20 protein-coding genes and 5 pseudogenes are annotated in these 23288 nt (G+C 63.9%); 7 read left to right on the top strand and 18 right to left on the bottom strand.

Going from position 1 to position 23288, the window contains the following annotated elements; genetic code table 11:
- From DH10_RS01495 to DH10_RS01505, 3 genes are all read right to left on the bottom strand, one after another.
- Nucleotides 1–753 (bottom strand): AAA family ATPase (locus DH10_RS01495; RefSeq protein ID WP_192384099.1); only part of this gene is annotated, 753 nt, incomplete at its 3' end.
- A complete protein-coding gene (locus DH10_RS01500) occupies nt 740–1954 on the bottom strand; it encodes a DUF4350 domain-containing protein (RefSeq protein ID WP_192247650.1) in 1215 nt (404 codons plus the stop codon). The genes DH10_RS01495 and DH10_RS01500, both read right to left, overlap by 14 nt.
- On the bottom strand, nt 1951–2583 hold the full coding sequence (locus tag DH10_RS01505) for a DUF4129 domain-containing protein (protein WP_192247647.1): 633 nt from the start codon (nt 2581–2583) through the stop codon (nt 1951–1953). The genes DH10_RS01500 and DH10_RS01505 overlap by 4 nt, the downstream gene beginning before the upstream one ends.
- 148 nt (nt 2584–2731) lie before the next feature.
- Here DH10_RS01505 and DH10_RS01510 point away from each other — a divergent pair, with 148 nt between their 5' ends.
- Complete coding sequence (locus DH10_RS01510; RefSeq protein ID WP_192384104.1) at nt 2732–2881, top strand: hypothetical protein; 150 nt, start codon at nt 2732–2734, stop codon at nt 2879–2881.
- Nucleotides 2882–2922: 41 nt separating this feature from the next.
- Here DH10_RS01510 and DH10_RS01515 read toward each other — a convergent pair.
- From DH10_RS01515 to DH10_RS01530, 4 genes and pseudogenes are all read right to left on the bottom strand, one after another.
- Nucleotides 2923–3563: pseudogene (locus tag DH10_RS01515) on the bottom strand (hypothetical protein); the annotation flags it as partial.
- The gene (locus DH10_RS01520) at nt 3533–4681 is read right to left on the bottom strand and encodes an NAD(P)/FAD-dependent oxidoreductase (RefSeq protein ID WP_192247643.1); all 1149 of its coding nucleotides are present in this window, start codon (nt 4679–4681) and stop codon (nt 3533–3535) included. The gene DH10_RS01520 and the pseudogene DH10_RS01515, both read right to left, overlap by 31 nt.
- 75 nt (nt 4682–4756) lie before the next feature.
- Complete coding sequence (locus DH10_RS37525) at nt 4757–6280, bottom strand: amino acid ABC transporter permease/ATP-binding protein (RefSeq protein WP_192247641.1); 1524 nt, start codon at nt 6278–6280, stop codon at nt 4757–4759.
- Between the two features lie 99 nt (nt 6281–6379).
- Nucleotides 6380–7216 carry an ABC transporter substrate-binding protein gene (locus tag DH10_RS01530; RefSeq protein WP_192384100.1) on the bottom strand — a complete coding sequence of 279 codons (837 nt, stop codon included), beginning with the start codon at nt 7214–7216 and terminating at the stop codon, nt 6380–6382.
- A 194-nt stretch (nt 7217–7410) separates the two neighbouring features.
- Here DH10_RS01530 and DH10_RS01535 point away from each other — a divergent pair, with 194 nt between their 5' ends.
- Nucleotides 7411–8496, top strand: coding sequence for a LacI family DNA-binding transcriptional regulator (locus tag DH10_RS01535; protein WP_192247639.1), 1086 nt, complete (start codon nt 7411–7413; stop codon nt 8494–8496).
- Between the two features lie 76 nt (nt 8497–8572).
- On the opposite strand, the pseudogene DH10_RS01540 reads toward DH10_RS01535, so the two are convergent.
- The 6 genes and pseudogenes from DH10_RS01540 to DH10_RS01565 all read right to left on the bottom strand — a co-directional run bounded on the left by DH10_RS01540 (nt 8573) and on the right by DH10_RS01565 (nt 15239).
- Nucleotides 8573–10290, bottom strand: a pseudogene (locus DH10_RS01540) (ABC transporter substrate-binding protein).
- Between the two features lie 307 nt (nt 10291–10597).
- Nucleotides 10598–11656 carry an alpha/beta hydrolase gene (locus tag DH10_RS01545; RefSeq protein WP_343221448.1) on the bottom strand — a complete coding sequence of 353 codons (1059 nt, stop codon included), beginning with the start codon at nt 11654–11656 and terminating at the stop codon, nt 10598–10600.
- Between the two features lie 5 nt (nt 11657–11661).
- A complete protein-coding gene (locus DH10_RS01550; RefSeq protein ID WP_192247633.1) occupies nt 11662–12339 on the bottom strand; it encodes an isochorismatase family protein in 678 nt (225 codons plus the stop codon).
- 26 nt (nt 12340–12365) lie between these two features.
- Nucleotides 12366–13665: pseudogene (locus DH10_RS01555) on the bottom strand (M24 family metallopeptidase).
- A 171-nt stretch (nt 13666–13836) separates the two neighbouring features.
- Complete coding sequence (locus tag DH10_RS01560; protein WP_192247629.1) at nt 13837–14814, bottom strand: GlxA family transcriptional regulator; 978 nt, start codon at nt 14812–14814, stop codon at nt 13837–13839.
- On the bottom strand, nt 14811–15239 hold the full coding sequence (locus tag DH10_RS01565) for an NUDIX domain-containing protein (protein ID WP_192384101.1): 429 nt from the start codon (nt 15237–15239) through the stop codon (nt 14811–14813). Before DH10_RS01565 ends, DH10_RS01560 begins: the two co-directional genes overlap by 4 nt.
- A 91-nt stretch (nt 15240–15330) precedes the next feature.
- On the opposite strand from DH10_RS01565, the gene DH10_RS01570 reads away from it, so the two are divergent.
- Nucleotides 15331–15828, top strand: a complete 498-nt coding sequence (locus DH10_RS01570; protein WP_192247625.1) for a GAF domain-containing protein — start codon at nt 15331–15333, stop codon at nt 15826–15828.
- On the opposite strand, the gene DH10_RS01575 is transcribed toward DH10_RS01570, so the two are convergent.
- Nucleotides 15825–16799, bottom strand: a complete 975-nt coding sequence (locus DH10_RS01575) for a YeiH family protein (protein ID WP_192247854.1) — start codon at nt 16797–16799, stop codon at nt 15825–15827. The genes DH10_RS01570 and DH10_RS01575 overlap by 4 nt on opposite strands.
- Before the next feature lie 427 nt (nt 16800–17226).
- Between DH10_RS01575 and DH10_RS01580 the strand changes: the two genes are divergently transcribed.
- Together DH10_RS01580 and DH10_RS01585 are read left to right on the top strand one after the other, a co-directional pair.
- Nucleotides 17227–17577, top strand: coding sequence for a GNAT family N-acetyltransferase (locus tag DH10_RS01580; RefSeq protein ID WP_246506060.1), 351 nt, complete (start codon nt 17227–17229; stop codon nt 17575–17577).
- 340 nt (nt 17578–17917) lie between these two features.
- Complete coding sequence (locus tag DH10_RS01585) at nt 17918–19348, top strand: aldehyde dehydrogenase family protein (RefSeq protein WP_192384102.1); 1431 nt, start codon at nt 17918–17920, stop codon at nt 19346–19348.
- A 115-nt stretch (nt 19349–19463) separates the two neighbouring features.
- Here DH10_RS01585 and DH10_RS01590 read toward each other — a convergent pair whose 3' ends face one another.
- From DH10_RS01590 to DH10_RS01605, 4 genes and pseudogenes are all read right to left on the bottom strand, one after another.
- The gene (locus DH10_RS01590; protein WP_192247621.1) at nt 19464–19979 is read right to left on the bottom strand and encodes a hypothetical protein; all 516 of its coding nucleotides are present in this window, start codon (nt 19977–19979) and stop codon (nt 19464–19466) included.
- 258 nt (nt 19980–20237) lie between these two features.
- Nucleotides 20238–20471: a hypothetical protein gene (locus tag DH10_RS01595; protein WP_192247619.1), complete on the bottom strand. Its 234-nt coding sequence runs from the start codon at nt 20469–20471 to the stop codon at nt 20238–20240.
- Nucleotides 20472–21038: 567 nt separating this feature from the next.
- Nucleotides 21039–21461, bottom strand: coding sequence for a CBS domain-containing protein (locus DH10_RS01600; RefSeq protein ID WP_192247852.1), 423 nt, complete (start codon nt 21459–21461; stop codon nt 21039–21041).
- Nucleotides 21462–21596: 135 nt separating this feature from the next.
- Nucleotides 21597–21920, bottom strand: a pseudogene (locus tag DH10_RS01605) (GYD domain-containing protein); the annotation flags it as partial.
- 258 nt (nt 21921–22178) lie between these two features.
- Here DH10_RS01605 and DH10_RS01610 point away from each other — a divergent pair.
- Both DH10_RS01610 and DH10_RS01615 read left to right on the top strand, forming a co-directional pair.
- On the top strand, nt 22179–22640 hold the full coding sequence (locus tag DH10_RS01610) for a phasin (protein WP_376774852.1): 462 nt from the start codon (nt 22179–22181) through the stop codon (nt 22638–22640).
- A 12-nt stretch (nt 22641–22652) separates the two neighbouring features.
- Nucleotides 22653–23288: pseudogene (locus DH10_RS01615) on the top strand (DDE-type integrase/transposase/recombinase); the annotation flags it as partial.

Raw genomic sequence — 23288 nt, forward strand, 5'->3', positions numbered from 1 at the left:
GGGACTGGCACCCACCTCCAGGTCCGGGCTCTCGCGCGTGCCGCGCACCAGCGCCGCGATATAGCCGACGACGTCGTCGACCAGCGTGACGTCGCCCACCGTGGCGAGCGCCGCCTCGAGTGTGGCGCGGCCGGTTCGCGCCTTGATGCCGTACTGCTCGATATTGTGCGAGTCCGAGCCGCCGCCGTGGTGGACGATGATGGCGCGCTCTTCCTGCGCGTCCGGATAGCTCACCCGGTGCTTGAACAGGAAACGATCGAGCTGTGCCTCAGGGAGTGGATAGACGCCCTGATGCTCGATCGGGTTCTGCGTCGCCACCACCATGAAGTTCTTGCCCAGCGAATGGGTGGTGCCGTCGAAGGTGACCGCGTGTTCCTGCATGGCTTCCAGAAGGGCTGCCTGCGTCTTCGGCGGTGTGCGGTTGATCTCGTCGGCCAGCAGGACGTCGCAGAAGATCGGGCCGCGCGTCAGCGTGAACTGCCCGGTCTGGAAATTGTAGATGTTGGCGCCGACGATGTCGCCGGGCATCAGGTCGGGCGTGAACTGGATACGCCCATAGGCTACGCCGAGCGCCTGCGCGAAGCAGCGCGCGGTCATGGTCTTGGCGGTGCCCGGCGGGCCTTCGAGCAATATGTGCCCGCCGGCGAACAGCGCCGTCAGCATCAGATCGATCGTGTCGCGTTGACCGGTGATCGCTTTCGCCACTTCTTCCCTGATCGCGCCTGCCAGGGCCTTCACTTCATCGACGTTCACCGAGCCTCCTTGCCGTCCAGTCATGCAGCTCTTCCGCTGCTTCATGCATTCCGGCCAATGTGTTGGAATCGTTTGCAGCCTTGAACCGCGTGGTGAAGCTTTGCGCTTCTTGTCTGTCGCGGGAATCCAGCCAACGGTCGAGCGCCTCGCCCTGCAGCCCATGCGGAGCGCCAAGCAATGCGGCGGCGCGCTGGCGCATCAGCGCCGCGTAGCGATTACCGAGGCCCTCGATCCGCCCGGCGCGCTTCAAGAGCATCGCCGTGGTGTCGACCAGCGCCCGCTTGCCGAAGGCGATGGCGCGCCCCTCTGCGCGAGGTGGGCCGAACCGGCCGAGGCCATGCAGGAAGGCAAGTGCGGCCGCTGTCAGCACCGACAGCGTCAGCGCCAGGAAGGGCGGCTCGACCAGGAGCTTGGCGAGATCGTAATTCTGGCCGATGCCGTGCAGTGTCAGGTCGAACATCACCGCGCCCTTGGCGGGCTCCAGCATGGCAATCATGTCGAGCGCCGCGGCCGCCTTTTGCGGATCCTTCAGCGCCGCGTTGTTGATGAGATCGGGATCGGTCAGGATGTAGAACGGCTCGTTGTCGAGCTCGGTAAGAACAGCCTTACGATCACCCGCTGCGATCAGCGGGTGAGCGTCGGCCACCCACTGCAGCTCGTCGGGCACGGCGATCTTGCGCCCTTCGACATCGATCTTATCGACCGGCGGCTTGCCTTCGCCGAGCTTCGCCTTGGCGAGGCGACCGAGCCAGTCGTTGACGACGGTATTTGGCAACCGCTCGACCTTCGTCTCCCAGCCTTCATGGCCCAGCAACGGCATGGTCTGCCATTTCGGCAGCACGAACAGCGTGTCCTTGCCCGAGCGCAGCTTGATGACGCGCTGAAGCGCCGCTGGGTCGCTTTCCGGCGCGATGGTGACGATCAACAGGAAGGTGGACGCCAGAGGGGATTCCAGATCCTTCTCGCCGCGCGCCATGGGCGGCGCCTGCCGGTTGGTGAGTTTCAGCCACTCGACAAGCCCGGCATAGCCGGTGCCGCCCTTGGAGAGCGGCGTGCCGCCGCCTTCGGGCTGGCGGAAATCCGGAGCGTAGGTCGAGAGGAGAAAGAATCCGGCGGCCGCCAGCAAGCTGGCAAAGATGCCCCAGAACAACGTCCTGCGGCTGAATGGTTCTTGCGTTGCCTCGGCTGCCTCCGCGCTCATGCCCAGGCATCCCGGAAGGCGAAGCGCTCATAAGCAGTGCGCGCCTGCTGCCAGCCCTCGGCGCCGACCGGACGGCGGGCAAACAGCGCTGCCTCCACGATGCGCGCGATCTCACTGAAGGCTGTGCGGGGGCGGGAAGGGATGGAACTCGCGGCGGCGATGTCGCGCGCGGTCAGCGAGGGGCGCAGGAAATCGGGCAGGCGGGTGGCGATGTCGGCGACGCTGCGGCGAAGCAGGAGATGCACCGCCTCGTCGTACTCGCCGCGCGCGGCGAGCGCATCGGCTTCGGAGAGCAGGATCTGCGCCGCACCGGCATCCGGGCGCCATTCTTCCTTCGTCTCGTCCTCCTTGCGCGCGCGCCGCCATGGCAGCCGCCAGGCGACACCCTTTGCTTCAAGAGCAAGCAGGAACACGATGATCGCGACGCCGATGATCACCGCGCCCCAGAACAGATAGATCATGTAAGGGCCGATCTTCGCCAGGGCTTCCAGCAAAGGCTTCAGCCACTCAGGCGGCTCCGGCCGCACCAGCCCCGGCAGGTCAAACTGGATAGAATCATCCGCCAGCAGCTGCTTGTGCATCCTGGCCAGCCATTCGGCATCGGCCGTGCCCGGCTGTGCGACTGTCACCCGCGCGTTCCCCCTGCAACCTGCGGTTCGGCGCCGACACTGGCAATATGCCAACACAATTGCAAGTGCACTGGACGTGGCCCGACAATCTTGGCAAATTTACTTTGAAGTCACCGATTGGATGCGCGGTGACTAGGGGGAAAATATCATGACCACTGCGGCACTGGGACAACCCGGCAGATTCGAGATCGGCAGGGTGTTCAACACCACTTTCGGTGTGATTACGCGTAACATCGGCCTTTGCGTCGGGTTGGCACTGCTCTTTTCGGGGCTGCCCACATTTCTGATATTCTCGTAGCGAATGACGCGGCCGCTGCCTTGGATGAGGGCGGCCGTGCCTCAATGGCAGCAGTCATGCCCCGCCCGCACGCTCGTCCGGCATAGGCAGGACGAGGTGATCGGCACATCCGCCTTGGCAAGCGCTGCGGCGAGTTTGTTCTGGAACCCCGGCAGTTCGTCGCTCTCGCCGCGCCGCTTCAGGCATTCGACCAGCCCGTGCAGCGCCCAGACATTGTCCGGGTGCTGGGCGCAGCGCCGCACGGCGCCGCTCAAGCCCAGATCGTCGCGATAGACCTGCTCGGCCTCCGCTGCGTGACCCTGGTCGAGCAGGAGGGCTGCCAGCGCATGGCGCGGCGGATGCATCCAGGCCCAGGGCTCGGTGTAGGAGAGATTGTCGTCGAGCTCGACCGCGCGCCGCAGGTGATCGTAAGCCTCGTCGTGCCGGCCCCGGTGATAGGCGAGTTCGCCATCGAGGAGCGCGGCGCCGACCGCGAGCGAGGCCCGCGTCGGGTTGCTGAGGAAGCGGCGCTCAGGCGGAATGCTCTCGATGTGCCGGTGGAAGCGTTCCCGCTCGCGCGCGGCCGCCGCGAACTCGCGCAATGTCGCATGCGCGACGCCCTTGGCGTAGTGCTGCAGGCAGCGGTCAGCGCATAGAGGTCCGGCTCGCCGTTCATCGGCTCGTCGACAATTTCGCGCCAGCGTCGAACCGCGAGGGGCGAAACGGCTCGAGCAACGGACTGGGCGTGCCGCTGACGATCTCGCCGGCCAGCAGTTCGCCCGCGACGAGGCCAAGCGTCGCGCCGCTGTGGCTGAAGACGACGTGATAGCCGGGAATGCCGGTCAACTGTCCGATCACCGGCTCGCCGTCGGCCGGAATTGGCTTCGGCCCCATGTGATGGCTCTCCAAGACAAGCGTCGGGTTGCCCTCGAGCACTCTGGAGCCTTCCTCGAGCAGGCCTGCGATCGTGGACGGCTTGGCTTCGTAGGTACCGTCGTCGTGTACGATGACTTCGTCTTCGGACCACGCGGAGTCGAGCGCGAAGGCGCCGTTCGGAGTGGGCCTGATAGCGACGCGCGGCGTGTTCAGCACGGCGCGCAGCGGATGCGGGACCGGTTTGCTGAAGACGAGCAGCGCGCGCGTCGTACCGTCGCCGATACGCCTGCCGACCTTCGCCGCCATGCCCGGCACCGCCGGGCCCGTCGCGACCACAACGGCATCGGCATCGACCACTTGGCCGGAAGCGGTCTTCACGCCGCTGACGCGGCCATTGGCGAGCGTGACGTCGGTGGAGCCGGTGTCGGTGAGAATACGGCCGCCGCGATCGCGGAACTCGCTGAGCAGCAGGCCGATGAGCGACGGCAGGTCGACCCAGCCTTCGCCGGCATTGAAGATGGCGCCTTGAGGCGAAACGGCCTTTGCGTCGACGCCCGGCGTGACCGCGGCGATGTCGTCCGGCGCGAGCAGTCGCGTCTCATAGCCGATCGACTGTTCGTGGCGGAAGATTTCCCTGATCTGGTTGGCGGCATCGTCGGCATCCCAGGTGAGCCCGCCATCAAAGCGCAGCCAGGTGCCGCAGTCGTGTTTTGCCGCAAATGCTCTGTAGCGCTCGAGGCCCTGCACGCGGAGGCGGTGATACGCTGCCGAGCGCTTTCGCGCCGAATTGAGCCAGGCAAGCGAGCGCGACGATGCGCCGTTGGCGATCCTGCCGTCCGTAACGATGGTCGTTTCCGCGCCAAGCCTGGCGAGATGGACGGCCGTGGAGACGCCGAAGATGCCGCCGCCGATGACGACGACCTTGAGGGCGGATTTATCAGTCATGAATGCAGCTTTCGATAATCGGACAGTTGGGTTTTCGGGGGACGCGCCGAGCCCGGCCGGCGCGACAAGAATCGTTCACAGCACCTCGGCGAGGAATTGCTTGAGCCGGGGGCTCTTCGGTCTGTCGAAGATCTCCGCCGGAGGGCCGACCTCGACGATGCGGCCCTCGTCCATGAAGGCGACCTGGTCGGCCACCTTGCGGGCAAAGCCCATCTCATGGGTGACGACAATCATCGTCATGCCGCGCCGGCCGAGATCGGCCATCAGATTGAGGACGCCCTTGACGAGTTCGGGGTCGAGCGCGCTCGTCACCTCGTCGAAGAGGATGACCTCAGGGTCCATCGCAAGCGCGCGCGCGATCGCCACGCGCTGCTGCTGACCACCCGAAAGGCGGCTGGGCCGGTAGTCCGCGCGCGCGGCTAAGCCCACTTCCGCGAGGCGCGCTTCGGCAAGGCGCCGAGCTTTACTGCCCGCCATGCCTTTGATCTTGGTCAGCGCCAGCATGACGTTCTCGATCGCCGTATGGTTCGGGAACAGGTTGAAATGCTGGAACACCATGCCGACACGCCGGCGCAGCGTCTCGGGTTTGATCGCCAGGATGCTCTCGCCGTCGAGCAGCACGTCGCCGGCCTTGGGTTCGACCAGCCGGTTGAGGCAGCGCAGCAGCGTCGATTTTCCGGAGCCGGACGGACCGATGACGCAGGTGACGGTGCCGGGCTCGACCTTGAGCCGGATCTTTCTCAGCACCTGCAACTCGCCATAGGCCATGTCGAGATCGCGCACTTCGAGGCTGCCGGCCTTGATGGCGGGCCGTGCCGTGGTGGGCGTGGCCTTGCCCGTCGTATCCTTCAATTCTCCGACCTCGACGAGGCCGCTGACGACCCCGCCTGGCTTCTGCTTGCCGAGGCGCAGGCGGTTGTCGATGTGATTGACCACATGGGTCAGCGGCACGGTGATGATGAGGTAGAACATGCCGGCCAGAAGCAACGGCGACAGATTGCCGGTCACCACCGCCTGGTCTTGACCGATGCGGAAAATCTCGCGCTCCGAGGCCAGCAGGCCGAGGAAGTAGACGAGGCTGGAATCCTTGACGTTGCCGATGAACTGGTTGACCAGGGCAGGGAGCACGCGGCGCACGCCCTGCGGGATCACGATCAGCCGCATGCCCTGCCCGTAGCTCATGCTGAGCGCGCGGCAGGCTTCCATCTGGCCGCTCTCGACACTTTGGATGCCGGAGCGAAAAATCTCGCCGATATAGGCGCCGGCAATCAGGCTGAGCGCCACGATGCCGAGCGGGTAGGGCGAGGGTCCGAATATCTCGCGGCCGATGCGCGCGAAGCCTTGCCCGATCAGAAGAATGGTGAGGATCGCCGGCAGCCCGCGAAAGATGTCGGTGTAGATGCGTGCGGGGATGCGCAGCCACGCGGAGCGCGAGATGCCCATCACGGCGAGCACCATGCCGATAAGGATGCCGAGCACCGTCGATGCCGCGGCGAGGATAAGGGTGTTCTTCAACCCGACGGCAAGCAGCGCCGGCAGCACCGATGCCATCGCGTCCCAGTCGAAGAAGCTTCGCTGAAGGTTTTCTAACCAATCCATCCGCCAACCTGCCTTGCCCGGCGGCGCAACCGCCGCCCGCGCGATCTCTCACGGCCTGCCTGGGGGCCGCCGGCATTCGCGCCGGCGGCACTACGCAGGTCAGTTCTTCTTGGGCAGATATTGCTCCGGCATCGGCGATCCGGGGAACCATTTCTGGTAGAGGTCGCGCCATGTGCCGTCCTGCATGGCGTCGTGAATGCCCTTGTTGAGTGCTTCGCGGAAGGCGTCGTTGCCCTTGCGCAGGACGAAGCCCGCGGGAGCATCGAAGGACGGGATGTTGATCGCGATCTTCAGGGCCGGATAGCGCTCGCCATATTGTTTTGCCGCCTCGTAGTCGAGGAAGTGACCGTCGACCGTGCCGTTGTTGAGCGCGGCTATTGCCGAGTTGTTGTCCGGGAATTTCACCAGGTCGGTGTTCTTGAAGTTCTTGGTGGCATAGATCTCCTGCAGCGTGCCCTGCACGACGCCGAGACGCTTGCCGGCGAGACCCTCGGGCGAGGTGATCTTTGGGTCGGAGGTCAGCACCGACAGATAGCCGGCGAGATAGCCGTCGGAGAAATCGACCGCCTTCTTGCGTTGCTCGGTCGTTCCGATAGCGGCGACCGCGACGTCGAAGCGCTGGTTGGCGACCGACGGCATCAGCGCCGAGAATTCCTGCCCGGTGAAGGTCACCTGGTCCGGCTTGAAGCCCATCCGGCCCACCACGTTCAGGAAGAATTCGAGATCGAAGCCGGTGAACTTGCCGTCGGCCGTGGTAAAGGCATAGGGCTTGGCGTCGCCCATCGTGCCGACGCTGATCGTCGTGGGATCGATAAGGTTATATGGATTGTCCGCCGCCCAGGCTTTGGGCAGCGACAGGGCGACAAGCGCGACCGCGAAGACGAAAGAGCCGATGCGCTGCCGCCGGCTCGATGTGAAAAGACCTCTGATGCTCATGGTTGTTCTCCACTCTGAAGATCGGTCCGTGCGGGGGACGCAGCGAACAATTTCGATACGGCCTCGAATCCGACGCCACTGGGCGTTCTTTTTCTTATGAGACCGGTCTCAAATGTGAATGAGACCGGTCTCTTGACATTTGTAGGCACGGGAACGACCATCCGTCAACGAATTTGAAAAGCGATTTTTCCACAATGAAGCGCGCGCCCAAGGCTCCCTCCATCACCGTCAGCGACGTCGCCCGCGAAGCAAAGGTTTCAAAGGCAACCGCCGCGCGCGTGCTGGGCGGTTACGGCCGGGTGAGCAAGACGGTGCGCGCCGCGGTGCTCGAAGCAGCGAAGGCGCTCGACTATCGGCCGAACGAGCTGGCGCGCAGCATGACGACCGGTCGTTCAGGCAGCATCGGCGTCATCGTCGGCGACATCGAGAACCCGTTCTTCTCGCTCGCGGTGCGCGGCATCAGCGACGTCGCGCGCCTGTCAGGCATCAACGTCATCCTGGCCAATTCAGGCGAGGAGGTCGAAGCGGAGAAGAGCGCGATCCGCGTTCTGATGGCAAAGCAGGTCGACGGCCTGATCGTGACTCCCGCCCAGTCTGGAGATATCGCCCATCTCAAGGAGATCGCCTGCCCGTTGGCGCTGCTCGACCGCGCGCTGCCGGAGCTCGACGTCGACACGGTAACGGTCGATGACCGCAATGCCGCGCTGCGCGCCACGCGCATGTTGACGCAAGCCGGGCACCGCAGGATCGCCTACGTCACCGCCGCGGTGCTGTCCGGAGATTTTCGCGGCGCCGCGTCGATGATAAACACCTCCACCGTGCGCGAGCGCATCCTGGGCTTCCTCGATGCCTGCCGCGAAGCCGGCATCGATGGAGCGGAGCGCAACATCCATTTCGGCAGCGGGCGGTCGGAGAGCGCGCACGCCGTGCTCCTGCAACTGCTTCGGAGCGCCGATAGGCCGACGGCGATCCTGGCCTCCGACAGCGTCGTGGCGCTCGATCTGTTCAAGGCGATCCGCGAATGCGGCCTTGGCATTCCGCGGGACATATCGCTGATCACCTTCCACGACGCCGACTGGACGAGCGTGACGACGCCGCCCATCACCGTCATCGACCAGCCGGTCTATGCGCTCGGAAAATCCGTGGCGGAGCTGCTGATACGGCGCCTGAAAGGCGATGACCGGCCGCCTGAAAGGATCGTGCTGCCGACGACGATCATCGAGCGGATGTCGGTCGCCCGGTCGCCGGCGGCAATCGGGCAGGGCCTCAACCGATCTTAACCAGATTGGGCGCAACATGCCGAGACGGCCGGCGCGGCTCTGCCGAGCCACTCCGACCGTCTCGGTCCCGGGAGGATCAGGACTCCAGCCAGACCTTTTCGAAATGCTGCTCGAGCGCCTGGTGCTGCTCGCAGCCATGCACGCCTTTGCGGTAGGTGCGGTAGACCGAGCGCCAATAGGGCTGGATGATGACGCCGGAGTCGCGCAGGTTCTGCTCGATCTTGGCCATGATCTCCTTGCGCTGGTTGGCGTCGGGCGTTGCCAGCGCCTTGTCGAGAAGCTCGTCGAACTCCTTGTTCGAATAGGCGCTTTCGTTCCAGGCCGCGCCCGATTTGTAGGCGAGGGCCAACACCTGGACGCCGAGCGGACGGCCCAGCCATTCGGTGCAGGAGTAGGGGAACTTGCTCCAGTCGTTCCAGAAGGTCGCGGCCGGCAGCACCGTGCGCTTGATCTTGAGGCCGGCTTCGCGGATCTGCGCGGCGATCGCGTCGGCGGTGGTCTTCTGCCATTCGACGTCGACCGAGATCAGCTCATATTCGTGGTCGGCCTTGCCGGCTTCGGAGAGCAGCTTCTTCGCCGCCTCGACATCGCGCTTGGCCGGGCCGATATCGGCGAATTCCGGGTGCATGGGGCCGACATGGTGGTTGTCGGCCGGCTTGCCCCTGCCGTCGAGGCCAAGCTTCAGCACCGCCGCATTGTCTACGGCAAGCTGGGCGGCGCGGCGCACCTTGACGTCCTCATAGGGGGCGTTGCCGACATTGAAGCGTGCGACGATGGTCGAGCCGGTGGCGATCTCGGAGTTCTGCAAGCCCATCTGGTCGGTCTGCGACACCGCGTCGGAAGCCGTCTCGTGGTCGGTGTCGATCTCGCCGGATTCGAAGGCCGACAGCATGGCGTTGGGATCGGAGCCGTAGTCGACCCATTTGATGCCGTCGAGATAGAAGTCGCCCTTCCACCAGGGCTTGTCCTTGCGCTTCACCTCAGCACCGGTCTCGGCGTCCCAACTCACCAGCTCGCAAGGGCCGGTTGTGATGGCCAAGGCCTTCTTCGGATCCGCATCGCCCTCATAGGAGCGGTGCATGATCAGCGCCGGATAGTCGGCCATGCCGGCGATCAGCGAGATGTCGGGCTTGGGCAGGTTTATCTTGACGGTGTAGTCGTCGACTTTCTGGATGCCGCCGTCGATCGGCTTCTTGGTGTCGGCGTTCACCAGCGCGCCCATGCGCGCCGCGACCGAGTATCTTTCTGGATGCCGCCGTCGATCGGCTTCTTGGTGTCGGCGTTCCCCAGCGCGCCCATGCGCGCCGCGACCGAGTTGCCGGCGACCGAGGCATCGCACCAGCGGTTGAGATTGTGGATCACGTCGTCGGCATTGAAGGTATCGCCGTTCGACCAGGCGATGCCCTTGCGCACATTGAGCGTGATCGTCTTGGCGTCGTCGCTGGTCTCCCAGCTCTCGAGCAGCCACGGCTCGAAGGTGAAGTCGGTTTTCCAGCGCACCAGATATTCGTTGCAGTGGCGCGCGACATTCGACATCTCGACGCCGTCGAAGGTGCGTGGGTCCTTGAAGCCCTTCACGTTCATCGCCACGCGAAGTGTACCGCCCTTTTTCGGCTCTTCCGCGCGAGCAGGCGAGGGGCTAAGCCCGCCCAGCGCCAGGGCGCCGGCGGCGCTGACGCCCAAGCCGGCCATAAGCGCAAGGTATTCGCGCCGGTTGATCGCGCCTTTTCTGAAATCGTCGGCGGTCGGCTTGGCTTGCGGGTGCAGTTTCCTGTCGGTCAGCATGAATTTCATCGTCGTTCCCTCTGTTGTTGGTGCATATCGCCCGTACGGCGGTTTTTGGCGGCAACGACGTGCACGAAAACCCAACGGGCGCCCCGGTTGCCGTCAGACGCGGGGGTGGAGACGACCGCCGGGGCGCCGTTGCCTGCTAAGCGATGATAGGGCTGCTTTCCGCAGCGAAATGTTTGGTTTTCCGCAGTTCTTGTGCGCTGTTCCGCAGGGGGTAGACACAGCCAATCTCCCCCTTGTGGGGGAGATGTCCGGCAGGACAGAGGGGGGCGCTGTCCCGCCAGCGCCTCAACGGGTTGGAGCTACCCTCTCAGGCAGATTTCGAAGCGATCAGATCCTTAAAGGTCGCGATCCTTCGCGCCCCCCTCTGGCCGGCCATCTCCCCCACTTGGGGGGAGATCAGCGCTCCATCGCCGGCGCCCAGCGCGCCAATATCCGTGATAATCCGCTGAAATGCCTCCGCCGCGCGCGGCACGGTCGGGCGGGCGCGTAGAAAACTGTGCACCAACCGCGGCTCCTCGCGCCACCAGGCGCGGCCTCCGGCGGCGAGGATGCGGTCGCGGTAGGCCTCGCCGTCGGAGGAAAGCGGGTCGCATTCGGCGGTGACGATGACCGTGGGCGGCAGGCCCGAGAAATCGCGGTCCCGCAGTGGCGAAAAGGTCGGGTCATCCGCCGACTGGCCGGGCGCAGAGCGGATGCGGCGGTAGAAGTCGATATCGGCGAGCGTGAGCAGCGGCGCTTCGGCATGCTCGACATAGGAGCGGCCGGTCTCGTCGCCACCGAGCCCGGGATAGATCAGCATCTGGCCGACGGCGCGCCGGGCATACTGCCGCGTCGCCTGCGCCACCGCCGCGGCAAGATTGCCGCCGGCGCTTTCGCCGCAAAGCACGATCGGCAATGCGCCGGTCGCCGCGACCCACTCGAACACCGCCAGCGCGTCGTCGAAGGAAGCGGGATGCAGGTGCTCCGGCGCAAGGCGATAGTCGGCCGAGACCACTTCGAAGCCGGTGCCGGCGCAGATCTCGGCGCAGATGTCGTCATGGCTGTCGAGGTCGCCGAGCACGAAGCCGCCGCCGTGGTAGTAGAGGACGATCGCCGCTGCCGCTTTGTTCGCCAAGCGGTAGCGCCGTACCGGGATCGGATGCGCCGTCGTGGCGATGAGGCCATCGCTTGTGGTCACGCCTTCCGGGCGGCCCTGATGGAACGCCACGCACATTTGATTGTAGACCGCGCGCTGCTCGGCGATGGGGGCGGCCACGATCTCCTGCGGATACCAGCTGTTGACCCTGTCGATATAGTCCCAGAGCTCCGGCTCGAGCCGGGCGGCATATTTGCCGCGGCTGCTCGGATCGGAGAGGTCACCGCCCACCGCCGTCAGAGCTCGGCGTAGAGCCGCGCCGCATTCTCGAAGGTGAAGCGCAGCGGCACCGAGCCTTCGACCTGCCAAACGCTCACCGTGTCGCCGGCCATCAGCCGGCAGGCGTCGAGCGTGTTGGTGACGGCGCCGCCGTAGAGCCGGTTGGCGAGGTTGAGGATGCCGGTCTGGTGCATGGCGGCGCTTGCGCTGCCGCAGGCGTCCTTGACCAGGAGAACGCGAAAACCGCGCGCCACCGCGTCCTTCACCGTGGCGTCGATGCAGGCTTCGGTCCACACGCCGGCAATCACCAGCCATTCGGTGCCGGATGCCTTGAGCTTCTCGGCGAAGTCGTTCTTGCCGAAGGCGCTCGCCTCCTGCTTGATCAGCATGGCTTCGCTATCTTGCGGCGCCACCTCATGGCAGATCGCCGTCAGCGGGTCGTCCTTGTCGGAGAAGGCCGACTTGCCGCTCTCATCAACCGGATGGAATGGGCGCGCCTCGGCGAGATCGACGATATAGGCCCAATGGTAGAGCGGCACGAAATTGCGCCGTGCCGCCTCCTGCAGCCGCTGGACGTTGGCGAGGATGTCGCCAAACCCTTCGACCAGATAGCGCTTGTCCTTGCGATGCTCCTCCTGGAGATCGATGAACACCGCGGCCACCGTACCGCGCCGGATGGAAATGGGCGTCTTCATGCGGATGTGCTGTCTGTGCGTCGGCGCTACTTGTCAAGAAATTCGTCTTCGTAAGGGAAGCGCGAGAGCAGCTCGGTGCCGGTCTCGGTGATCAGGATCTCGTCCTCCAGCTTGACGCCCTCGCGCCCGCCCTTCTCGCCGATATAGCTTTCGACGCTGACCACCATGCCGGGCACGATGATGCCGTCCCGGCCATAGGTCTCATAGTCCATCGCGTGCGCGATGTAATGGTGTCTCGCCATGCATGCCGACGCCGTGCATGACCGAGGTGTAGCGCTGGTCGACGAAGCGATCCGGGATATTCCAGGCCTTCTCGGCGATCTCGCGAAAAGCCATGCCGGGCTTCACGATCCCGATGTTGTGCTGCACCTGGTCGTGCGCCATGCGGTACAGCGACTTCTGGTAGGGCGTCGGCCTGCCTGGGCCGCAGCGAAAGGTGCGCGAGAAATCGGAATAGTAGCCGTAGCAGCCGATCGTGTCGGTATCGAGCGCGACCAACTCGCCCGGCCTGATCTTGCGCCCGCTCGCCTCGTTGAACCACGGGTTGGTGCGCTGTCCGGAGGTGAGCAGCCGGGTCTCGATGAATTCGCCGCCCTGGCGGATCACCTCGCCATACATGATGGCGAAGAGCTCGTTTTCGGAAACGCCGGGCTTGATCGCCTCGCGCACCGCTGCGACCGCCGCCTCGGCGCCGGCCATCGAGACCTGCAAGCATTTCACCTCTTCGGGCGTCTTCACCGCGCGCACGGCGAGGATCTCGCCCTGGCAATCCTTCACCTCGCAGCCGCGCTTTTCCAACGCCAGCGCCTGCAGGTGGCTGCAGCGGTCGAGCCCGAGCTTCATCGAGCCGCCGCCATGCTTCTTCAACAGCTCGGTGATCTCGTCGGCGAATGGCCCGGCGGTCTCGTCGTCGCGGCCGGAGACCGATGACCACACCAGCTTCGACGGCCGCGCCTCGTCGATCGTGTCGAGTACCATCGAGACATGGTAACTCTGCGGATATTCGAACAGCACGATCGGCCCGTCGGTCGGAATGAAGAAATAGCGGGTCGAGTTGCGCAGGAAATAGCCGAACATGTTGCGCGAGCCGGTGGCGTAGCGCTGGTTGTAGGGATCGAACAGCACGACGCCGCCATAGCCCGCCTCTCGCATCCAGCCGCGCAGTTTTGCCAGCCGCCCCTTGCGCAGCGCGTCGGCATCGATGAAGGACGGCTCGGTGTCGGACAACCACATGCCGCCGGCGGGATCAGCCGCGGCCGGATGGCGCATGCGGTCCTTGAAGTCCACATCCTCGATGCTGTCGGGGTCGAATACGACGATGCTCATGGCGGCCTCCTTTTCCCGCGAACATAGCCGGGCAGGATCCGGAGCTTGTGCGGAATTCCGCAGATGTTGTGCTGAGTGCCGCGCAGTGCGGTTTCATCCGACTACAACGCTGGCGGGACAGCACCCCCCTCTGGAGGGTGTGAGGGAACTCGGCATATTGAAAAAAGTCACCTAGTGCCTTCGCATCGCCTTCGGCGCATGCCCGTGCTCTTCCCGAAACGCCCGGGCAAAGCTCGACATCGAAGCAAACCCGCAGGCTAAAGCCACATCGCGAACCATCAGCGTCGAATGCGCCAGGAGGTCGGCGGCGCGCTTCAGCCTGAGGCGCCGGTAATAACCATTGGGCGAGATATCCAATTCGGCGCGGAAATTGCGCTCGAGCTTGTCGGGCGACACGCCGAGCCTTGCGGCGAGTTCCGCCATGCCGAGCCGTTCCTCGACAGCGTCCTCCATGATGGCGATGGCCGATAGCACCAGCTCGTTCTGCACGCCGGTGCGCAGGCGCAGCGGCATCAGCTTGCGGTCGACGCTCGAGCGCAAGGGAGAGTGCACGAACCATTCGGCGACACCCGCCGCAAGCTCGGCGCCGTAGTCGCGTGTGATGATCTCCAGCATCATGTCGAGGCTGCCGACGCCGCCGGCGGACGTAAAACGCTTGCGGTCGATGACGAAGAGATCGCGCCTGAGCTCGATCTCCGGAAAAGCCTCGGTGAAGGCGGCCTGGCTGGTCCAGTGCAAGGTGCAGGCATGGCCGTCGAGCAGGCCGGCACGGGCGAGGAAGAACGCCGCATCCGCCACGGCACCGATATGCGCGCCGCCGCGCAGGCTCTTGCGGATCCAGCTCATCGCCTCGTCGGCCACGACATGGTCGGCGTCGCCGCCGGAACAGACGACGATGCGGTCGGCCTTCGGGGCATCGGCGGCCGAAAAACCGGGCTGGATGACGACGCCGTTGGAGGCCTCGACCGTGCCGGGATCCGCGCCGACGATCATCCAGCGGTAGCATTCGCGCTTGGCTAGGATATTGGCGGCGCGCAGCGGCTCGATGATGGAGGAAAACGCCATCATCGGAAAGCCGGCAAAGACCAGCACCGCAAAGGTGAGGGGAGCTTCGCCCACCGACGGTTTTGCCTGGTTCCGCGCAGTCATGGCTCGCGCCAGTAGCGCGGCAGCACGATGTCGGCGGTGAGCGGCGCGAGCTCGATGCCGCGCGCCAGCTCCGGGTTCAGCCAGATCATCTCCTCGATTTCGGCCGCCGGGATCGGTTCGCCGGCGATCGACAATTCGAAAAGCTCGGCCTCGACGCGGGCATCCGGTTCGTTGGCGGCGGGCGCCGAAAACGAGCCGAGGGGGAAGGCCGTCGCCGGATCGACGACGATGCCCAATTCCTCCCGCAATTCGCGCGCAAGAGCGGCGGCGGGCACCTCGCCCGGCTCGATCTTGCCGCCGGCCTGCATGAAGGTGCTGGTGCCACGCTTGCGCACCAGAAGCAGCTTGCCGCTGTCATCCCGGATCACGGCGGCGGCGATCCGGATCGTTCTGGCCTCGACCGTCTTGGCATGGCTGGAAGTCACGATAGGCTGTTTCCCGACGGCGGCTTTGGTGGCAGAGAGGGCGGGACTGTAGCGGGCGCGTCAGCGCCCTTGCAACGGAGAAACGACCAGCATGTTTGCGGCAACCGCCATCGACACGAGCAATAAGCCGGCCTTTTACAATGAGTTGGCCACGCAATTGAAAGCCCTGCTGGAGGGCGAGGGCGATTCCATCGCCAACGCCGCCAACACCTCGGCGCTGATCTACCAGATGGTGCCCGACCTCAACTGGGCGGGCTTCTATTTTCTGCAGTCCGACGACGAGCTGGTGCTCGGCCCCTTCCAGGGCAAGCCGGCCTGCGTGCGCATCGCGGTGGGCAAAGGCGTCTGCGGCACGGCGGTCGATCTCGGCATGTCGATGCTGATCAAGGACGTGCACGATTTTCCCGGCCACATCGCCTGCGATGCCGACTCGCGCTCGGAACTGGTCGTGTTGTTGCGCGATGCCGACGGCGTGTTCGGCGTGCTCGACCTCGACAGCCCGCTGCCTGGCCGCTTCGACAAGGAAGACCAGGCCGGCATCGAGAAGCTCGCCGCGATCTATGTGGCGGCGAGTTCTTTCGAGGATTAGGCGAACTTCACTAGCACCAGGCTGAAGCAGGCGATAAACAGAAAAGCCGAGAAGGCCAGCATCAGCGGGCGCAGGCCGCGCGAGCGCAACTCCGAAATGTCGGCCTGAAGGCCCATGGCGGCGAGCCCCATGGTCAGCATGACCTGCGCGGCCAAAGCGATCGCCGAATGGACTTGCGCCGGGATCGCCACCGAGCTGTTCAGCGCCACGACCGCGACGAAGGCGAGCACGAACCACGGCATGGGCGGCTTTGCGGGGGACGCGTCATCGCTGCCGCGGCGCGCCATCAGGCCGAGCGCGATAACCATCGGCGCCAGCATGGCGACGCGCGTCAGCTTGGCGACGGTCGCCGTTTCGCCGGCTAGCGTGCCGTTCTGGAAGCCGGCGCCGATCACTTGCGCCACCTCATGGATCGAGGCGCCTGCCCACAGGCCGAACGCGTGCTGGTTGAGGCCGAAGAACGGCGTCAGCAGCGGGAAGCCGAGCATGGCGACAGTGCCGAACAGGGTGATCGCGGCGACGGCGTAGGTGACGTCCTCGTCGCGCGCATCGGTGACGATGTTGGTGGCGACGATGGCCGAAGCGCCGCAGATCGAGGTGCCGGCCGCGATCAGTTGCGCGAGCTTGGCGTCGACGCCGATCAGCCGGCCCAGCGTGACGGTGAACAGGAAGGTGGCGCCGAGCGTTGCTGCGACGATGCCGACGCCGCCGAGTCCGATGCCGGCCACCTGGCCGAGCGTGAGCTGGAAGCCTAGCAGCACGATTGCGAAGCGCAGCAGCCGGCGCTGCGCCAACGCAATGCCGGCCTTGGCATGGGCTGGCGTGCCGAGAACGTTGGAATAGATCATGCCGGTGACGACGGCGAGGATCATCGGACTGAACAGCGTGAGGCCGGAGAGGTTGCGCGCCGAATAGGCCACGCTGGTGATCATCGCCACCAGTACGATTCCCGGCATGATGCCGGCCCAGATCGGGCTCTTGCTTCCTGAATTGGCCGAATTCAGGCTGTTTGGAAGATCGTTCGCGGCGACGGGCAGAAAAGACAATCGAATTCTCCAGGTAACTGTACCGGGGAAATGCCATTCCAGAACCGATCTTTCCAACGAATTATTCGAGTTATAATGATCGATTATTACGAACGATCGGATGGGCGATCGGATTGCCGAGGCGGGGCGATACGGCTGTCGTGTCGACGCGACCGGCTTGACAGCGTCTCGGTTCCCGGTCCAGCTTCGCGCCATGGCCGCCTTTTTCGCAAATCCGCAGCGACGCCGCCGTTCGAAGGAGCGGCAAGCTGATTGCGTGAAGACAAGGGCCGGCTAGCAAGTCACCCGGCTCGTCCATCCCAGCCCGCCCATCGCAACGATCGGCGGGTTTTTTGCATTTTGGAGTGTCTGAATGAGCGTCGTTTCTTCCATCGAGTTTCGGCCGGCCGCGCCGGCGGATTCCGCCGCCATCAAGGCCATCGTGCGCGCGGCCTATGCCAAATGGGTGCCGGTGATCGGCCGCGAGCCCCTGCCGATGCGCGCCGACTACAACAAGGCGCTGAATGAGCACCGGTTCGAGCTCGCCATCGAGGACGGCCGCATCGTCGGCCTGATCGAGACCATGGCGCATGACGATCATATCTGGATCGAGAATGTCGCCGTGGCGCCGGAAGTGCAGGGCAGGGGTATTGGACAGCTGTTGCTCGACAGGACCGAGCTCAAGGCTATCGAAGCACCGGCTGTCGGGAGCTCAGGCTGCTGACCAACGGCGCCTTCGAAGCCAATGTGCGGCTCTATCGCAAACATGGCTACGCGATCGACCGCGAAGAGCCGTTCATGAACGGGACAACCGTCTATTTGAGCAAGAGGTTGGCGCCTTAGATCGCGCTGCCTGAAACGGATTCAGGCGCCGCGCTTTAAGTCCTGTCTTGATGGATGTCGTTTTCCCGAAACCGCTGCACAGTTTTGAGCGGTATGCATCGGGAATTCAACACACACATCCGCTTGCGTTTGACAGGGCGGTTGCCGCATCGTTATCTCTGGCGATATACGACGATCGCCTCACCACAATCGAAGCCGGGTGGCCCACAGGGAGCGAAAGCATGTCGCACAATCTGCAGTTCTATATCGACGGCGCCTGGGTCGATCCGGTGGTGCCCAACAATTTCGATGTCATCGATCCATCGAATGAGGACGTCTTCGCGCAGATCTCGCTGGGCAGCAAAGCCGATGTCGACAAGGCGGTGGCCGCCGCCAAGCGCGCCTTCGCCACATTCGGCTTCACTGAAGTCGAGGAGCGTCTCGATATCCTCAACCGCGTCATCGAAATCTATAAGAAGCGCAGCAAGGACCTTGCGCTCGCCGTTTCGCGCGAGATGGGCGCGCCGCGCCAGATGGCGCTGGACAGCCAGGTCGGCGTCGGCCAGGCGCATCTGGAAAAGATGGCCGAGGTGCTGAAGACTTTTCAGTTCCGCCACGTGAAAGGCTCCTCGCTCATCGTCAAGGAGCCGATCGGCGTCGTCGGCCTGATCACGCCGTGGAACTGGCCGCTCAACCAGATCACCTGCAAGGTCGGTCCTGCTCTCGCCGCCGGCTGCACCATGGTGTTGAAGCCGTCGGAGATCGCGCCGCTTGACGCTATCATCTTCGCCGAGATCTTCGACGAGGCCGGCGTGCCGAAGGGCGTCTTCAACCTCGTCAATGGCGACGGTCCGACCGTCGGCCAGGCTTTGGCCAGCCACCCAGATGTCGACATGATGTCCTTCACCGGCTCGACGCGGGCCGGCATCCTGGTCGCCAAGGCCGCGGCCGATACGGTCAAACGTGTGCACCAGGAACTCGGCGGCAAGTCGGCCAACATCCTGTTCCCGGATGTCGACCTCGCAAAGGCGGTCGCCAAGGGCGTCGCGGGCTGCTTCGGCAACAGTGGCCAGTCCTGCAACGCACCGACCCGCATGTTCGTGCCGCGCGACCGTCATGACGAGGCTGCCGGCTACGCCAGGACGGCGGCGGAAAAATTCACCGTCGGCCCGGCCGATGCGCCCGGATCGAAACTCGGCCCGGTGGTCGGCCAGCTGCAGTTCGACAAGATTCAAGGTTTGATCCAGAGCGGCATCGAGGAGGGCGCCACGCTGGTCGCCGGCGGCCCAGGCCGCCCGGCCGAGCTCAACCGGGGCTATTATGTCCGGCCGACCGTCTTCGCCAACGTGACGCACGACATGCGCATCGCGAAGGAAGAGATTTTTGGGCCGGTGTTGTCGATCATGCCTTACGACACGGTCGAGCAGGCGATCGAGCAGGCCAACGACACCGTCTTCGGCCTTGCCTCCTATATCCAGGCCAAGGACATCGAGAAGGCACGCCAGGCCGCTGCCCGCATGCGCTCCGGCAATGTCTACATCAACTATCCGACCTGGGACGCCGGCCTGCCCTTCGGCGGCTACAAGCAGTCCGGCAACGGCCGCGAATACGCCGAATACGGGCTGGAGGATTTCCTCGAGATCAAGGGCATCGCCGGGTATGAGGCGGAGTAGGGTTCAGGCGTTAGAGCTGACGCCAAGCCTCGGCCACAATACGATTTGACGAGGGCGCGGTCCCGACCGCGCCCTCGCTATTTGGGCCGTTCCAGCAGACTCACAGCCGACCAGCTCAGGAATTGATCCGCCGGGCGAAATGTTCATACGTCACTTGCCAAGGGTCGCTCTTGGCAGATCTTTCCTCGCCGATCCAATGGAAGCTGTCGGCGGTGATCTCGGTGAACCGCCATCGCGTTTGCAGACCGCGCGAGTCATCGCCGATCTGGACGATGTCCTTGCCCTCGGCTCGCCCGATCTGGCGCGAGTAATCCTGATTGAGCGGATCACTCCAGATGATGTGCCAGCCACCGATCCCAGGATCGAAGACGCGCAAAGTCGTGCCATACATGGTTGACGGCGCAGGGCGCTTGGGCCTGATCCAGATGTCCTGAATCGCGCGGCCTTCGAGCACCCAGCCAAAATGGCATTCTCCATCCCATTTCCGGATTGTGCCGTCGTCGAGATGGTGGAGCGAGTCCATTTCCCAGCTTCCGACCAGCCACCCATACAGGTCCATGTCTTTGGCTCGGTCTGCTGGAGGACCGTCAGACCCGAGAGCCGCGAGAAACGAGGAGATTGTGCTCGTCATGATTTTTCTCCAAGGGATGAGCGAGCTGCGACAAGACGCTGGAATATTGCCGCCACAATCGTTGCAGCGTGGCGGGTTCGAGGTCTTGGGAAAAATTGCTGTAATGGCGCCATGGACGAGATAATGGCGAGGCCAGCCGGCGGGCAGGTCATCCTTCCTTCCCGCCTGTAAGGCAAAGGTGTTGGGCACGCTGGCTGGATCCGACCGCCACCCTGCGAAGGGTCATCAGAGCCCAACCGGCTCTTCTTCGCCGCCGGCTTACCCGCGCCTTGCCTCGATGATGCCGACCATGGCCCGGGTGAATTCGACCATGCTGTTGGCCGTGATGGCTGCATTGTCGGGGCTCTGGCCGATATGTTCGGCCGCTCCGCAGCATGAGCGGCGGATGCGGTCGTAGTGCGGGTCTCTTTCATCGTCTGGCAAGGTTGCCAAATTCAAGGCTCGACGGTGAAGCATGCGCAATAGCTGCGCCAGCGCTGTTTCGACGCTCATGCGTTTTGCTCCGCATCGGTCGAACGTCTCGGCACATGAAGTGCCGGATCGTCGATCAGGGGACGGGTCTCGTCCCCGATCCGGAAAGGTTGCGCCTTAGCTGTTAATATATCGTTGATTGCTAATATGACCGACGAATCCTCCAAGCGGGTTCACCGCTGGAGGCGGAAGCAAATCGTGGCCGAGCGTGGCAAACCAAACCGGATGACGACTTCGCTGGCGTTACGAATACTGCTCGGTCGGTCGATACTTCGAAATCTAATGATCGGCGGAATGCACCATTAACGGTGCTTGGTAAGGGTTGATTCAACCTTTACTGGTATGTACAAAGTGGCGGCTCCGGCTAGGGGTAGGGTTGCCTGAAAGCCGGAGCCGCCTGCGCGGCCGATGGGTAGTCTCCGCGCTGTCCCAGAATAGGACAGCGCGGTCTACGATTCGTTAATTCGCTAATATATGATCGCGTGGGCGAAGCCGGCGGGCTCGACGACCGGACATTTCTGCCGCCGCGCTGTGGCCAGCGCGGCGGCACGTTGAGGCCTTCGCTCGAGAGCACGAGCGAGCCGCCATTCAGTGGTGATGGGCGGAAACGCTCTTGACGTATTCGGACACCAGTTCCCTAGGCGCCGACTGACTGACGTCGCCGACGCTGAGGATGCCAACCATCCGCATGTTCTTGTTGATCACCGGCAACCTGCGGATTTTCAGTTCCTCCATGTGCCGCACGGCCTTGGCCAGATCGTCGTCTTCGCGGCAACAGTGAATGCCGGCCGTCATGACATCGCGCGCCGTCGCGGTGCGGCTGTCGAAACCATCCTCCGCCAGTCCTTTGCAGACGATGTCGCGGTCGGTCACCATTCCGATCAGCCGGTCGTTCTCTCCGATGGGAATCGACCCAATATCCTGGGCTCGCATCATTTTCGCCAGTTCGGTGACAGCGGTTTCGGGGCTGACCCAGTCGACACCCCTATGCATTGCGTCTTTGACTTTCATGACGGACCTCCCTTGCTGGGGTTGGTGAATGTCCCTCTGCCTCATGTTACCGCGGATGGGGTTTGGCTGCCAGAGGTCGTCATCCAGACGCACTTTCTGGAAACATGATTCTGGAAACATGAGAAGGCGGCCTGACGATCCCGGCGGGCGATACCGAATCGACTTCGCCTTCCCAGGGGTTCCAATGTCTCTTTGACATCTAGCAGGACGGTGGTCTCGTAAGAGCTGAGCGCTCCTCCCGCACCGATGGCAAGCACGACAGACGCGTCATCGACACGTTTATCTGGCCTCCCACAGATTCCAGCCACCGTGCTCTCCGAAGGCGTACCAGAACCCGTGCAGCTTTCCGCCCACCGACTCGATGTATGAACGGGTGGCCTTGCGTCGATCCTCGGGGTTTTTGATCATCCGCGCCCAGGTCTCGGCCGTATAGTTGAAGCGCGAGAGGTACATGGGCATAGCTACTGGCGGCCGAACACGGCGGGCCGTCTCGTCGACGATGTGGATGTTCTACGACGAGCGCCGCGTCAGGTTCAAAAAAGACGCCCATGCCAGCGAGCAGCAGCCAGCGATCGTAGGCGCCGCCCTGCCTTCAGCGCTTGGTTACCGCACGGGAAGAAATTCATGGTGCAGCGCACAAAAATGTTGCTATCGGGTAGAGTCGGTTTCATAAATTAACGAGGCGTTTTGGGGGCTGCCCACTGAAGGATGGAAACCATGTCGAGCGCTGAAAAAACCTCTGATGCCGTCGAAGGCACCGCCTTGCCGACCTTCGATCCGTCCAAGGCTACGGCCGAGTTCCGCGCTGCCGCTGAAAAGGGCGTCGAACAGTCAAAAGAAGTTCTTGCCAAATTCAAGGCGGGCTCTGAAGACGCCCAGAAGGCTCTCGAGTCGAGCTTCGAAACCGCCAAAGCCGTTGGCAGCGATGTGTCGCTGAAGGCAATTGCCGTTCTGCGCGCCAATACTGAAGCCGCCTTCTCGCACTTTGAAGCCCTAGTTGCCGTTAAGTCGCCTTCCGAATTCGTCGAACTGCAGACCGCCTTCGTCCGCAAGCAGGTTGAAACGGCCGTCGAACAGGCCAAGGAACTCCAAGCCGTCACGACCAAAGCCGTTGAGGACGTATCCAAACCGATCAAGTCCGCCTTCGAGAAGGCTTTGAAGGAGCTCAGGGCGGCCTGACTGCTTCGCAGTGGCCTGGAGGGGCTGACCGACCGGTCGCGCCGGCCCTATCGCCATGCCAATCAGCTTCCGTTTCAAATCGAGAAGCTGATTGTGCGCCTGAAGCAGGACAAGCCGACATGGGGCGCGCCGAAGATACGCGAGCGGCTGGCCCGGCTGTATCCCGATGTGCATAGGCCTGCGATCTCGACGGTGCATGCGGTGCTCGATCGGCACGGCCTGGTCGAGCACCGCAAGCGAAGGCGCAACAAAGCGACGGGGACACCGCTTTCAAACGGCTGTCGACCCAATGAGCTGTGGTGTGCCGACTATAAGGGCGAGTTCATGCTCGCCGATCGGCGCTATTGCTATCGGTTGACGATCACCGACTTCGCCAGCCGCTATCTCATCGCCTGCGAGGCGCTGTCGACCACCAAGGAAGCCTATGCCTTTACCGTGTTCGAGAGCGCCTTCAAGGAGTTCGGTCTGCCCCGCGCCATCCGCACTGACAATGGCGTTCCCTTCGCAAGCCCCAACGCGCTGTTCAACCTCAGCAAACTGTCGGTCTGGTGGCTGCGCCTGGGTATCGACATCGAGCGCATCAAGCCGGGCTGCCCGCAGCAGAACGGACGCCATGAGCGCATGCACCTCACCCTGAAGAAGGAAACC

Source organism: Mesorhizobium silamurunense, from assembly GCF_014843825.1.
GTDB classification, from domain to species: Bacteria; Pseudomonadota; Alphaproteobacteria; order Rhizobiales; family Rhizobiaceae; genus Mesorhizobium; species Mesorhizobium silamurunense.